The sequence below is a fragment of the Nocardiopsis sp. FR4 genome, assembly GCF_009830945.1.
Taxonomy (GTDB): Bacteria; Actinomycetota; Actinomycetes; order Streptosporangiales; family Streptosporangiaceae; genus Nocardiopsis.
In genome coordinates, this window is sequence record NZ_VWVV01000003.1 from 229,757 (window position 1) to 242,459 (window position 12,703).

Consider the following 12,703-nt stretch of genomic DNA (forward strand, 5'->3'; position numbering starts at 1 on the left):
AAGGGCCGTGAACCGGAACGTTCACGGCCCTGTTGCTAGAGCCCGGGGTCAGTTTGTGCTGGCCGGGCGTGTGATGGGTGTGGTGAACATGGCGGCGGTGGCCTCAGCCGCAGCCTTGGCGACGTCGGGGAACACGGACTGGTAGGTGTCCTGGGTGAAGTGGGTGGTGGAGTGCCCCAGCTCGGCGGAGACCACCTTGACGTCCACCCCCGCCGCCAGCGCGGTGGACGCCGCCCCGTGGCGCAACCCGTGCAGCCCGATCGGCGGCAAACCGGCCGCGCGTGCGATGCGTGTGAACCAGTCGGTGATCTGCGCCGGGTGCCACCCCTGACCGTCCGTTTGGACGAACACCAGCCCGCTGTCGGTCCAGTTGCCTCCTGCGGCGAGTTTGGCCTCCAGGGTGCGGCGCCGCCACCGCTTGAGCACGCGCGTGGTGGCCTGGTCCAGGGTGATGCTGCGCTCTCCGGCGTCGCTCTTGGGGGTGCAGGTGGTGGTCACCCATCCGACCTGGACTACCTGGGTGTTGATGTCGATCTGCCCGTCGGTCAACCGCACGTTCGTCCAGGGAAGCCCGACCGCCTCACCGCGCCGTAGCCCCTTGAAGGCGATGAGGTGGAAGATCGGGTAGAGCCACTCGTACTTGCGGGCGTGGGTCAGGAAGCGGTTGGTCTGCTCGGGTGTCCAGATCATCACCTCCCCGGGGATGGTGCCGTCCTTCTCCCACTGGGCGACCCGGTCTGCGGTCCACACCAGGGGCTTCTTGCGGGGGCAGGACGGTAGCCGGGCGTGGGAGGCAGCGTTGTAGGTCACCGTGGGCAGCTCCGGGCTGCGCACCGCGTCGGTCAGGGCACTGCGCAGGGTCGCGCGGATGCGGTGCTTGGTGGACAAAGACGTCACCCGCTGCCTCGTGACGCTGGCGCGCACCCGGGGGTCGGCGGACTCGCGGCACTCCAGCAGGCGCACGTTCTTGTCCTCGATGGCGTCGAACATCGCCTCGATGTGCCGGGACTGCAACCGGTCCAGGCGCAGGTGCCCCAGGTGGGGGGTGAGGTGGTTGCGGATGTGTCCGGCGTAGGAAGCGCGGGTGCTGTGGGCCAGGTCGGGTTTGTGCTCGAGCCACTCCTCCAGCCACGCGGCGACGGTGGGGGCCTCGGCGCGTACGTCCATGCCCTGGTTCAGGTACCGCTTGATGGTGTCGGGCGCAGGTAGGGGTTCGTGCTTTTTGAACGTGGACTGGATCAGGTCGGCGACCTGGACAAGCTGGTGCTCGTCCTGCCCGGCGGCTTCTAGAAGGGCTTTGATGTGGGCCAGCTCCTGCAGGGCCTCGTCCTGGGTTTCCAGCCCGGCCTTGCGCACCTGGCGGCGGCGCCCCTGGCTGGTGGGCGGCAGTTCGATCTGGTAGCCCCACCGCCCGTGGGTGGAACTCCAGGCCCCGTTGCGGCGGCGCAGGAGTGGGCACTTGGCTCCGAGGAGTTTGTGGGTTGCCTGGTCGCGGCACCCGCAGCGTTTGAACGTGGATCCTTCACGCACGGCCATGGTTGGCCTCCTGGTGTTCGTCATGGCGCGCACCGCATCCGCAGCACCCCGACAGGGTGGTGAGGTCGATCCCAAGGTGGGCAAGGATTCCCGCAGTCGGGATCTGCCAGGACCGCCCCACCCGGCGGGCGGGCACGGGGAACGTGCCTGCCTGGAGGTGACGGTAGGTGCTGGAGCGGCTCATCCCGAGCAGCCGCCCGGCGGTGACCGGGTCCAATATCAGCGGCAAGGAGCTGACCTCGCCCAGCGTGACTGGAGGTTTCACGTCCACCTTGTCCACCTCCTCCCCGGTGTTGACGTGCGCGAATGCGGTGCGCGACCCCGCATGGTGCGGGGCACCACGCATCCACGCTCGACCTCGTAGAGGTGGTCAAGCGGATTCATGACATGGGCCAACGGTTTTTTCCTCTACCTCGTATCCACCTCACCAGGCCTTTTGCCGACGGGGCTGGGCCAGGGCTCGCCGCCCGTGGGGCGCCGTGGGCCACGCTGCGGGCCGCAGACGCCGTTGGGGTACCCCGGGGCGGGGTTGGGCGGTGCGGGCCGCCGTGGCGCCCCACACCGCCCAGCCGGTTACCAGCCCTGTTCGGGCTCAGTGCCTGGTCAGTCGGGGCGCACGTGCCCGGTGTAGGCCAGCCAGGCCCGGTAGGCGGCCCGGGTGTGTTCGGGGATGGCCACCGCCCGGTACCGTCCCGCCCCGCGGGCGTGTTCGACCACGTAGTGCTCGCCCTCCCACGCCGGGATGCGGCCCAGCAGGGCGGCGACGTCGGCCACCTCGTCGAAGGCTTCGTCGTCGGTGTCGGTGTGCGGGAAGTAGACGACCTCCACCCGGGTATGCGGACCCACCGGCAATTCGGGGTTCAGCTCCAGGAAGTCAGCCAGGGCGCGGATGTCGTCGATGATGCGCCTGCGCAGGTCCGCGGATGCGGTGTCAGAGAAGCCCACAGGGCCAGGTGTCCTTTCACAGCGAGCGGTGGCAACGGCAGCCGGGTTGGGATTGGGCGCCCTCATGCCGCAGCGCTCCCCTCTGTCGCGACCGGGGCGGGATTGGTGAACACCAGCGCGTCCTCGTGCTGGATCACGTGCACCGGCAGTCCCACCCTGCGCAGCCGTTTGGTCTCGATGAGCTGGAAGAACGAGGTCCGCGAAACCACCTCCCCCTCCTTGAGGGCGCACAACAGCGCCGCGCACCGATCGACCTGCACCAACCCAGCCCGCCGTGCGGCGTCGGCCACCTGGCCGGGAAAGTCGACCAGGCGTCCGTCTTTGCGGTAGGGGCGGGTGGTCACCACGACCACCCCGCCCGGGGCCAGCAAGGGCTTGCAGGTGGCCATGATCCGGGTGAAGGAGGTGGCCAGCACGTGTGGGCGCTGGTAGGCGAGGTTGTCCGCGCGCCGGTCGCGGTCGCGGGAGTAGACGTGGGCGTGCTTCTCCACCGCCTCGGCGCCGTCCCTCCGGGAGCGGACCTGTCCGTGGGTCATGGATCCGTACGGGGGTGAGGTCAGCACCAGCCGCACCTTCCCGGCCAGGGCGTCATCGGTCAGACCGGCCAGGGTGCGGGCGGCTTCGCCGGTGTGCACCCGGCCCTGGCCAACAGCGCCACGAGCTGCAGCTGCTTCGAGGTTCAACCTCGCGATGCTGGCCCATTTGGGTTCCAGCTCCGCTCCGATGGCGTTGCGTCCGAGGTGGACGGCTTCGACCAGGCTGGTGCCGATGCCACACATGGGGTCCAGAACCAGGTCGCCGGGACGGGTGTAGGTGCGAATGGCGTGGCGGGCGATGGCCGGGAGCATCTTGGCCGGGTGCTCCACCGACAGGCGCGAGTAGCGGGTGCCGCGCTGTTGGCGGGCCTGCTGCTGGCCGGTCAGCCACACCGACCACCCCGCACCGCGCGGCTGATTGGCGGGCTGGGCGGGGTGCTCGTGCGGGTGCGCGTCGTCGAACGACCCCTCCTGGTGGTTGTGCTGACTCATGCGCCCACCTCCCCAGGGGCGTCCGCGGTCACGGCGCGGCCCTTCTTCGAAACCCGAAAGACACTGACGTTCAGGTGTGCGGGTGAGGTGATGGAGGCAGCCGCATCAGCCACCGAGGCCGGCAATCCCGGCTCCGTCTCTTCCTCGTCGGGGTCGAAGCCCTCACCCTGGACGGGGATGGTGGCGCCGAGTCCGGCTTCGCAGATCGGCGCGGTGATCGCGATGACGTGCTGTAGGTAGACCAGGCCCGCGCAGGAGGCGGCCCGCACCAGCCCTGGGGCCGGGTCGACCACCTCGCCGTGCGGGGCGTGTCCCACGGCGGTGATGGCGGCGATGATCCCGCCGGGGCGGGTGATGGTCGCGGCGAACAGCATCCGTGCCCGCAGCCGCCGCTCGCACCTCTGCCGTGCCTCATCGACCTCGGCGCTGACCGTCAAGGCCGTCAGATCGGCCCAGGCCACCTCCCGCTCCCCGTACGCCGGCCGGTGCGGGAAGGTGGGCGAGGCCACCTCGTAGGAGCGCCCCGCGGCTGCGGCCTGTTCGGCGACCAGGCTGGTGCCGGTCAGGTCCGCGACCACCGTGCCGGGGCGGGTGTACTCGGCCACCAAACGGCGGGCCAACCGGCGCGGCACCGGCACCAGGTCCCCGCCCGGGGGAGGTGGCTGGTGCGCGGTCGGCGCGCACAGCCAGACCGCCAGCGGCGGCCTGCCCATCCGGGTGGTGTCGTCGTGGATGTGGGTCATCAGGAGCCCCCTTCGTTGTTCTCGCCCTGATGAACCCCTAAGAAGACGCCCCTATAGCGGATGCGACACCGGCCTCGAAAAACCCCGGGGAAGAAGTCGGAGAATGCTGAAGGCCCGGGACCCGCACCAGCGCGGAGCTGGTGCGGGTCCCGGGCCTTCACCCGGTTGGCGTGGTGTGGGTCAGGTGCGCTTGCCCTTCAGGCGGCAGGGGCAGCCCGCCTGCTGCAGCATGTCCCGCACGAGCAGGGGCATGGGCAGGGCGATGATCATCGCGAGGTGGTCCAGCGGGGTGCCGTAGCAGCACCGGCCCGTGGCGCGGTCGTGAGTGGCCAGGTGGTGGCCGCACGGTCCGCAGATGGTTCCCGGGCCTCGCTCGTCGTGGTGGACCATGCCGGGCCACTGGCCGCGCACGTAGTAGATCTTCAGCAGGCGGCTGGTGCGGTTGACGATCCCGATCAGGGTCGCGCTCACGCACAGCCCGGTCAGGGTCAGGGCGTGCTCCCACTCCAGGCATCCGCGGTCGAACACGGTCCAGGCAACGTCGAACATCGATACTCCCCTAGGGTATGTAGAAGGTGGGGGTGCGGGCTGTTCAGGTGCCCGCACCCCCAGGTGGCGGGTCAGGCGGGGTGCTTGGCCGAGCGGTAGCGGCGGGGCTTGTCACAGGTCTGCACCGCCCGCTCCTCCTTGGCCAGGCGGGCGAGGTTGTTCTGGATGGCCCCGATGGAGCGGCCCTGGAGCAGGTGGCTGATCTCGGTCGCGGTGAACTCCTCACCCGGGTCCGCGTCCAAGATGGCCTTGACCATCAGCTTCAGCTCGCCCGGCGCGAGTCGTGTACTCCCGCTGACCGGGTTGAGACCCTCCGCAGCAGTGACCCCGACGCGGGTGGCGGTCGCCGTGGCCGTGCCCCGAACGGCGGAGTCCGGCCGAGGCGAAGCGGGCGGCACCGGAACATCCGTGATGGGCGAACTCTGGTCCTCGGTCGCGGTCGCCTCGCCCACCGTGGCCTGCCCGGAGTCCGCCTCCGGAGAGGCCTCCTGTGTCACCGGGGCGGGAACGTCCACCTTGCAGGCCTCCTCCTCAGCCTGCTCTCCCGCCTGGGCCGAGGTTTCCTCCCCGGTGTTCGTGTTCGGGACGGTGGAGGCGTTGGCCTGCCAGGTGTCGGGCAGACGGCGACGCCCGTCGCGTCCGCCCGGAGTGCGCACCGCCAAACCGTCCTTCTCCAGGGCGGGCAGGTGCTTGCCCAGGGTGGACTTACCCACCCCCGCCCGCTCGGCCAGCTCGGTGACGGTGACGGGTTCAGTGGCCTCGGCCAGGACGGCCAGGACGAGGTCGCGGGTACGGGTAGCGGATCGGCGCGGAGCCGAGGTGGTCGTAGTCATGGCAGATGAATCCCTTCGTAGAGCGGTGGTGTGGGTGGGGCCGCCCCGCCCCCGTGACAGGGCGGCCCGGTGAGGTGGCGGTTAGGGGCGGGTGCGGCGCAGGTGGGCCTCGATGGCCTCGCGTGTCCGGTGCGCGTTGGGGCCCGTCCCGAACTGGGTGCGCATGCTCGTGGGCCAGCCGGTGACGTGCCGGTCGCCGTCGCTGATCGTGATCAGGGACAACTCCCCGGTCTTCTCGTCGGTCGGGCTCTTGACGGTGACCGTGATGGTCGGGTGGTTTCGGTCCGTGTAGAAGTCCTGCACCATCCGAGTCACGGGGCTGGCGTAGTCACCGGGGCTGGCGTACCGGTCGTAGTAGTGCGGGGCGCCGGTCAGATCGAACCCGTGGCGCTGCATGGCCTGGCGCATCCGGGTGACGACGAACCCGGTTCCGGTGACGTCCTTGATGGTCTCGTCCATGCACTCCCAGACTGCGCAGTCAACATCGGGAACCAGCTCCTCCCAAGCCCGGTCCCCGTGCTCGCGGGTGTACACCCGCAGGTCGAACGCCAGGTCGTGGTAGCCGTACACGATGAAGGAGGTCTGGCTGGCGGGGTCGAGGGTGCGCGAGTGGGTGACGTAGTAGTCGCGCTGGCACAGGTCGGCGATGATCACCCCGCCGGGGCCGATCCTGTCCAGGGTGCGCAGCATGCGCGAGGTGATTTCAGCGGAGGCGAACCAGTCAGCGATCGTCACGTTGGGCACGTCCTTGAACACGTGAAGTCCCTTTCTGTGGGCGCGCCGAACACAGCGCTCGGCGCAGAGGTATCGGGTGGTGGGGCCGCCCCGCCCCGGTGACGGGGCGGCCCCGGGTAGGCGCTAGCGGTCCTGGTTCAGGGCGCAGGTCACCGTGGAGGCGATCAGGCGGCTGGTCGCGAGGTGGGTGAGCGTGCCGCCGGTGCCCAGGGTCAGGTCGGCGATCGGCTGGGTGTCGTCATCCGGGTCGCTGGCGGTGATCCGTGTCGGTTCGATGAAGCCGAAACTGACCGTCACCTGTGCCAGGCGGGTGCTTCCCGCCAGGGTGTAGTAGTCCGTCAGCTGGGGCAGCCCGCCGGTGGGCAGCTGGAAGGTGGGAGCGCTGGCCAGGTAGGCACCCGCCTCTGTCAGAGCGCGGCGCAGGGCGTGTACCTGGAGGTTCATCGCGCGGATCTCGGGCCATTCGGCCCGCCAGTCGCTGGCGATGTCGGTCAGGTCCCGGGCGAGGTCCTCGTCGGTGACTTCGTCCCCGTTCTCGGCGTGGTGCTCGGACACCTCGCCCAGCCCCTGGTAGCCGATGATGATCATCCGCCTGGGGTCGGTCGCGGCGCGTGGGCCGACCGCCTGCACCTGGTGGGTGTCCTCGTGCCAGGTCAGGCACGCACCCCTCCCGTGAACGCGCAGGTCCTCGATGTTCTCGCGGGTGACGATGACCCGCCGTGCTCCGTAGGGCATACTCGTGCTCACAGCACACTCCACTTCGTTGGTGGTGTTGGGCCCGCGCCCAGCCGTTTTGGCTCCACACCTGTCCGGTGGGCGCGGGTGTTGCGGTGGGGCCGACTCGAAGGTTGCCTCCTTCGGGTCGGCCGCATCAGGCCGGGCTGAGGACCGCCAGGGACACGAACACGACCGGCTGCAGGGGCCTGCGCACCTCCGGGTCGTTGGGGCTGGTGCTGTAGTCGGGGCACAGCTCCGACCCGTCCTGGTGGCTGTAGTCGGGCCTGTTCCAGCTCAGGCCCCAGGCGGTGGGCGCGGTGTTGCGCACCTCCTCGGTGCAGTCGGGGCAGATCATGACCGGGGCGCACTGCCTGCTCTTGGTTCGGTCAGACATCAGGTCCTCCGTTGTCGCTGTAGTAGCGGGATTGGCGCAGTTTCAGTTGGCCGCAACCGTGCGGTGGGCACGGAGCTGGAACAACAGGGCTCCGAGACCGGCTCGGTACCGAACCGCCAGGGCGTGGTCGTCCGCCGCCCTCTGGGACTCGGGGCTCTCGCCCTCGGTGCGGTGCAGGTGCATCGCCCGTCCCCGTGCGGCCAGCTCTCGGGTGATCGCCGCCTCGTAGTCACCGGCCACCTGTCGCGCCCGATGGGCACGCGCCCTATTGGCGAGGCCGGCCTGCGTGGGCGGCCTCGGCCGGGCGAATACCCGCCCGGCGATTACCGCCATTGCGCGCGTGGTGCGCATTCCTCAACCCCCTTGAATTCTCGGGTGTTTGTCGTTTGCGGTCCGAGGTTCACTTGGTTGACCGGTGTTTGTCAACTCGCGTCGCGAACCTTTTTCCGCCCACCCCGGAAACGGCGCCCGTTTCGGGGCGGAACCCAAGGTGAGCTTGGGTGACGCGGGTTTGTCAACTCGTGTCGCGGGAAATTTTTCCCGCCCGCTCCGGAACCGTTGTTCCGCCCCGGGGAGCACGCCCATAGGAACTTGGTTGGCGGGGGGTTGTCAACTCGTGTCGCGGGTTTTCCGGGGAATCTTTTCGGCGCGCTCCCCTAGAGAGGATCCGCGCACGCGCGCGTGGGGGGGCGAGGGCATGCCCGGGAGCAATCTGGGCGATCATGTTTTTCATCCCCGGCGCCGAATTGGGCGATCATCCGGGGCGCAAAGGGGCGCTTTCCATGGTTGATGGAGTAAGGAAAACAAAGCGACGGACGGGGACTGTGAGGGAGGGGAAGAAGGCAGGGAGAGGACAGGAGTACGCAGAAGGGCGGGGGCGGCCGGTAGGCCGCCCCCGCCGAGCAGGAGAGGGGGCGCGCCGCCCCCTACGTGAAGATGACTACCCACTGGGTATAAGTCTGGACGACCATCGGCCCACCCAGATGGGCTCTGACCTGCACTGATAACGCCGCAGGCATGGGCCGTTCTAAGCGGCCCTCCCACAGGCGGAGTCACAGGCCCCCGGAATGGCCCAGTCACAGGCGGAGGCACAGGCGGAGTCACAGGCCCGCGTGTGGCCCACCAAGGCTCTGCGCTCCCGCGCTCGCCTCCGCCTCAGCAGGCGAGCCGCCTTGTGCCCGACTTGCGAATGTCAGCGAACGAGGCTCTCGAAGAGGGCACGCGAGTCCGGACCGGGCTTGGCCCCAGATTGTTGGAGCTCATCCTTCAGGGAATGGAAGCACCGGTGGACCGCGTCCTTCCTTCCCAGTAGGGCGTAGTGCTTCATTTTTTCCTGGTACAGCGCTTCGTTCAGTCGGTCTACTCGCAAAGCGCAGTCAATCAGTCGTATGCGTTCCTCTTCGTCGTCAACGTAGTCGAGCAAGCGCATGTACACGTCCGCTACGGCAGCCTGAAGTTCCCAGCGGCGCTCCGCGATCCATTCATCCTGGAGGTCCGAAAGAAGATCGTTTCCATAGAGACTTGCCATCTTCCGTAGCTTGACCTCTCCCTCTGGCGTGCTCGCCGTTCTCACGTCAGCGTAGAGACCGCAGAACTCACGGACGTCGATGTCGAAAAACTCCCACTGCAACCGGTACCGACCCTTCTCGTTCTCGACAATCGGGGCCTCAGGCCCCAGGTCCAACGCGTCGCGCATGGCCCTGCGCAAAGTCGTGACCGCGTTGGACCTGAACCGGCGCGCTTGCGTCTCGGACATCTGAGGCGCGAGAACGTTCGTCACCTCCTGGTGGGAGACGCCCTCCCTGGGGCCGAGCGCCAAGACAGCGAGCAGGGTGTAGGTGCTCGTGCGAGTCCCGTGAAGGACATCGTGGCCGTTGAGCTCGCACACTGTTTGGGGAGCGAACAGCCGCACACGCACTCTGGCGCGTGCCTTCTCACCGGAGCAGCCCGGGACCTCCAGCTGTTCTCCCTCCGGCTGGTCCTCCTCGGGTCGCCCCTCTTCGGACTGGTCCGGCTCTTTCTGTTCCGAGGAGGGCTCCGAGGTGTAGGAGGACTCCTGGCAGGGGCTCGTGTCCGGTTGCTCGTCCTGGCCCCGCGGCCGGGTCCAGAGCCGCAGAGGACCTGTGTGCGTCGCTTCTCCGCCGGAGGCTCCCACATGGACCCGACCGGTGTTCTCGCAGTCCAACGTGACCTTGGCGTGGTCGGTACCGCCGAGCACGCACGCCACCAACCCGGGGGTGTCGGCCAGCAGCGCCGGTAGGCCCCGGTCGGCGTTGAGGTCATCTGCCGTCAGCGCCACCAGGAGAGGCGGGGCGGTCGTGGTGATTCCCTCGGGCCCCTCGTCGTCCGCGTCAAGGTGGCGCGCGCGGGCCAAGAGTTCCGCTTCCACCGCGATCTGAACCCCGCGAAGGTCCGAGGCCACCTGCGGGCCCTGCATCGGCACGCCTTCCTCTTCCAGGAATGCGGCGGCCGTACTGGTCAGCACGACCGGCCCCGGGGCATGCTCAGCGACCACGGCCGCGAGGACCCTTGACGCGTGGGCTCCGGTGAACGCGAGCCCTCCTCGGCTGGACACCCGTGCGGTGTCGGAGACGAGCACGTATCCGGCCTCGTCGATGACATCGTGGGCGGAACCTGCTGGAACCTCATACAACAGGTCGGCCTGGCCAGAGTCGGGGGCCTCGAGGGTGGAGGCCGTACCGAGGTCGTCGGGGCCGGTCGTCGACTCGGGGTCCGTGCTCTGCTTCTGAGGCGCTGCTGGACTTCGCCGCCTTCCGGCCGCGTACCCCACACCCAGACCGACTGCCCCGGCAACGGTTCCGACCGCGACAACGTCGAGCCCGGTGCCCTCGCCCGTGGTGGCTACGTCCAGCCTCACCCGCTCCGGAGCGGGGGCAGCCTCAGGATTCTCCTTCGCCTCGGCCTTCACGGACGGCTCGGGCACAGGGGCTGAAGGGCGTTGCAGGGCGTAGGTGACCTCGACCCGGCGGTGCTCTTCGTACGACGCCCGTGTGGCCGAAGGCGGCTGGGCTGATCCCACGCCCCGGGCTTCGAACTCGACCTCGAACACGTGCTCGGCCAGGTAGTCCGCGACCGCTTGGGCGCGTCGTTCGGACAGGTCCTGGTTGTAGAGGGGGTCGCCGATGGGGTCGGTGTGTCCGGTGACCACTACTGGCGTCTCGGCAAGTCCGAAGTCGGCGATCATGGCGATGGTCGGTTCCAGTGCCTCCTTCATGGTCGGGGTGAGGGCGGCCGAGTCGAATCCGAACCCGGTCAGGACACGCGTGCGGTCGATCACCCCGTGCTCCTCCGGCTGCTCCCCGCCTGCCTCCGCGGCCTCCTCGGGGTGGGCGGCCACGGGTGTCATCGGTGCTTCGGCCACCGTGTCCACGTGTGCGGCGACGGCAGCGGTGTGGGTGGTGGTCGCAACGGTGCTTCCGGCGACCAGAGCCCACACGACCCGTACCAGGCCCACCCTGGGTGCGAGCCCGCGCAGCACGGAGACGACGTCGAGGACGACGACCACCAGGTGCGCTGCCCACACCGCCCACAGAACGACGACGAAGAAGGCGATGACGGCCTCGTCGGGAACCCTCCCCCCGCGCAGGTACTGGGCAAGCCATACCCACGTGGTGTGCTCTCCCAGTGGCCACTCCAGACGGGTCGCCACCCAGGGCGGACCCAGCAACAGGACTACCGTCACCAGTGCTTCACCCGCCACGGACCACGGGCTTCGCGGCATACCTCTTCCTCCGTTCGCTTCGAACCTGGTTCGGGATTCGGACTGTGCGGCTAGGTGCAGGGTCATCTCGGCGGGGGTTGAAGCGCGGTCGCGGTCGCCTCGGCCTCGATCCCGCTGGGTCCGATCGGCAACAGGGCGGGGGTGTAGACGGTTCGGGCCAGGACCACGACCTGGTCGCCCTCGACCTCCGCCCCGCCCGCGCTCCCCGCTGAACGCAGGTGGCCGACAGCGACCCGAGTGGCCCCTTCCCGATCCAGGACCGGGACTCCGTTCTCAACGGTCGCGGCCGTGTCCAGCTGATGGGCGCCCGCACGGGCAGCCGTGTGCGCGACCGTCAACAGTTCTGCCTTGGCGACGAGCATCTGCCCGGCTTCCCACACCAGCGCGAACACGACCATCACGACGGGCACGAGCATGATGAGGAACACCGACGCCTGCCCTGCGTCTCCGCGTCGTCGACGCCGCCTGGTCGCCCGGCTCATGGCGTCTGCCCCCGGTAGGGGTCGACCGGAGAGGTCGCGGTAGCACGCAAGGCACGCTGTCCGCCGAGCCCGCCCAGATCGATGACGGTGACCGTGCACGTCACCTCCACCCTCGCCACCCCGCCCGCGCCGAACCGGGAAACGTCCACCGAAGCGGCGAAGGGAGCGCAGGCCACACCCCGGTCGGCCAACTCCCGCTCGGCCGTCTGGCGCGCGCGGTCGTGCGCGGAGACCACGTCGCGTTGCAGCGAAGCCGCCCGAGCAGCGGACGAGGCCGCGTCCTGCGTGATCAGGGCGGCCGAGACCTGGCGACCCGCCACCATCATCAACAGCAACGCCAGCACGAGAACGGGGACGACCAGGACCAGTTCCACCGATGCGCTCCCGGCGTCACCGCCGCGCCGCCACCAGGAACGCCGGATACGGCTGTTCATAGCGTGAGACGCTCGACCGGGCCGGACATCTCCGAGGAGACCGGCACCTTCACCCCCGGCAGCAGGCTCACCACCTGGCCACGAACGCGCACCCGCGCCAACTCCATGGTGCGGTCGACCTCGATCTCCACCTGGTGGAGGATCCCGCCACCCAACTGGTCCTGTGCCTGCTCGGCCCGCGCGTAAGCCGACGCCGTGGTCCCGTCGAAGGCACGGGCCGCCGCCAGCGTCTGCGAAGCGACGGTCTGGGCCCGGTGCTGGGCATGTGCCCACACTCCCGCCTGCACCACGCCGAGCACCATCACGAAGACCAGGGGGAGGATGAAGAGCGGCTCGGCGCTACCCCGGTCCCCGCCCGCCTTCGGTGAGCGGCCGCTCCGCCCGCTGGCAGAGGCGGTCATCGGTTGACACCCAGGTCGATGGACTCGGCCGCCGTGGTGAACTCTCCCACCAGGATTCCTCCGACCACGGTGGCGATGGTGATGGACACCACGATGATCAGGATCCAGTCGGTTGTCGCCGACCCCGCGTCCGACATGACGGAACGTGGTGGCGTGAGCCATGT

16 protein-coding genes are annotated in these 12,703 nt (G+C 69.2%); all 16 read right to left on the reverse strand.

Annotated features, from left to right (window positions below; all coding sequences use genetic code 11):
- Positions 1 to 48: 48 nt before the first annotated feature.
- The gene (locus tag FYW95_RS05740) at positions 49 to 1,536 is read right to left on the reverse strand and encodes a tyrosine-type recombinase/integrase (RefSeq protein ID WP_160050057.1); all 1,488 of its coding nucleotides are present in this window, start codon (positions 1,534 to 1,536) and stop codon (positions 49 to 51) included.
- A complete protein-coding gene (locus FYW95_RS05745) occupies positions 1,523 to 1,816 on the reverse strand; it encodes a helix-turn-helix transcriptional regulator (RefSeq protein WP_236572062.1) in 294 nt (97 codons plus the stop codon). The genes FYW95_RS05740 and FYW95_RS05745 overlap by 14 nt, the downstream gene beginning before the upstream one ends.
- A 323-nt stretch (positions 1,817 to 2,139) precedes the next feature.
- The gene (locus FYW95_RS05750) at positions 2,140 to 2,481 is read right to left on the reverse strand and encodes a hypothetical protein (protein ID WP_201294717.1); all 342 of its coding nucleotides are present in this window, start codon (positions 2,479 to 2,481) and stop codon (positions 2,140 to 2,142) included.
- Between the two features lie 62 nt (positions 2,482 to 2,543).
- On the reverse strand, positions 2,544 to 3,509 hold the full coding sequence (locus FYW95_RS05755) for a TRM11 family SAM-dependent methyltransferase (RefSeq protein ID WP_160050058.1): 966 nt from the start codon (positions 3,507 to 3,509) through the stop codon (positions 2,544 to 2,546).
- Positions 3,506 to 4,252, reverse strand: coding sequence for a hypothetical protein (locus FYW95_RS05760; RefSeq protein ID WP_160050059.1), 747 nt, complete (start codon positions 4,250 to 4,252; stop codon positions 3,506 to 3,508). The genes FYW95_RS05755 and FYW95_RS05760 overlap by 4 nt, the downstream gene beginning before the upstream one ends.
- 180 nt (positions 4,253 to 4,432) lie before the next feature.
- Positions 4,433 to 4,801, reverse strand: a complete 369-nt coding sequence (locus FYW95_RS05765; RefSeq protein ID WP_160050060.1) for a hypothetical protein — start codon at positions 4,799 to 4,801, stop codon at positions 4,433 to 4,435.
- Between the two features lie 71 nt (positions 4,802 to 4,872).
- Complete coding sequence (locus tag FYW95_RS05770; RefSeq protein WP_160050061.1) at positions 4,873 to 5,634, reverse strand: MarR family transcriptional regulator; 762 nt, start codon at positions 5,632 to 5,634, stop codon at positions 4,873 to 4,875.
- Between the two features lie 81 nt (positions 5,635 to 5,715).
- Positions 5,716 to 6,369 carry a hypothetical protein gene (locus tag FYW95_RS05775; protein WP_236572064.1) on the reverse strand — a complete coding sequence of 218 codons (654 nt, stop codon included), beginning with the start codon at positions 6,367 to 6,369 and terminating at the stop codon, positions 5,716 to 5,718.
- Between the two features lie 123 nt (positions 6,370 to 6,492).
- Positions 6,493 to 7,116, reverse strand: a complete 624-nt coding sequence (locus tag FYW95_RS05780) for a hypothetical protein (protein ID WP_236572065.1) — start codon at positions 7,114 to 7,116, stop codon at positions 6,493 to 6,495.
- A 124-nt stretch (positions 7,117 to 7,240) separates the two neighbouring features.
- Complete coding sequence (locus tag FYW95_RS05785) at positions 7,241 to 7,480, reverse strand: hypothetical protein (RefSeq protein ID WP_160050063.1); 240 nt, start codon at positions 7,478 to 7,480, stop codon at positions 7,241 to 7,243.
- Positions 7,481 to 7,522: 42 nt separating this feature from the next.
- Positions 7,523 to 7,720, reverse strand: coding sequence for a hypothetical protein (locus tag FYW95_RS05790; RefSeq protein WP_160050064.1), 198 nt, complete (start codon positions 7,718 to 7,720; stop codon positions 7,523 to 7,525).
- 952 nt (positions 7,721 to 8,672) lie between these two features.
- A complete protein-coding gene (locus FYW95_RS05795) occupies positions 8,673 to 11,183 on the reverse strand; it encodes an OmpA family protein (protein ID WP_160050065.1) in 2,511 nt (836 codons plus the stop codon).
- A 101-nt stretch (positions 11,184 to 11,284) separates the two neighbouring features.
- Positions 11,285 to 11,704, reverse strand: a complete 420-nt coding sequence (locus tag FYW95_RS05800) for a pilus assembly protein TadG-related protein (RefSeq protein WP_160050066.1) — start codon at positions 11,702 to 11,704, stop codon at positions 11,285 to 11,287.
- Entirely contained in the window at positions 11,701 to 12,138 is a 438-nt protein-coding gene (locus tag FYW95_RS05805; protein ID WP_236572068.1) for a TadE/TadG family type IV pilus assembly protein, read from the reverse strand. The genes FYW95_RS05800 and FYW95_RS05805 overlap by 4 nt, the downstream gene beginning before the upstream one ends.
- On the reverse strand, positions 12,135 to 12,539 hold the full coding sequence (locus tag FYW95_RS05810; RefSeq protein ID WP_236572070.1) for a TadE family protein: 405 nt from the start codon (positions 12,537 to 12,539) through the stop codon (positions 12,135 to 12,137). The genes FYW95_RS05805 and FYW95_RS05810 overlap by 4 nt, the downstream gene beginning before the upstream one ends.
- The gene (locus tag FYW95_RS05815; RefSeq protein ID WP_160050067.1) at positions 12,536 to 12,676 is read right to left on the reverse strand and encodes a hypothetical protein; all 141 of its coding nucleotides are present in this window, start codon (positions 12,674 to 12,676) and stop codon (positions 12,536 to 12,538) included. Before FYW95_RS05815 ends, FYW95_RS05810 begins: the two co-directional genes overlap by 4 nt.
- Between the last annotated feature and the right edge of the window lie 27 nt (positions 12,677 to 12,703).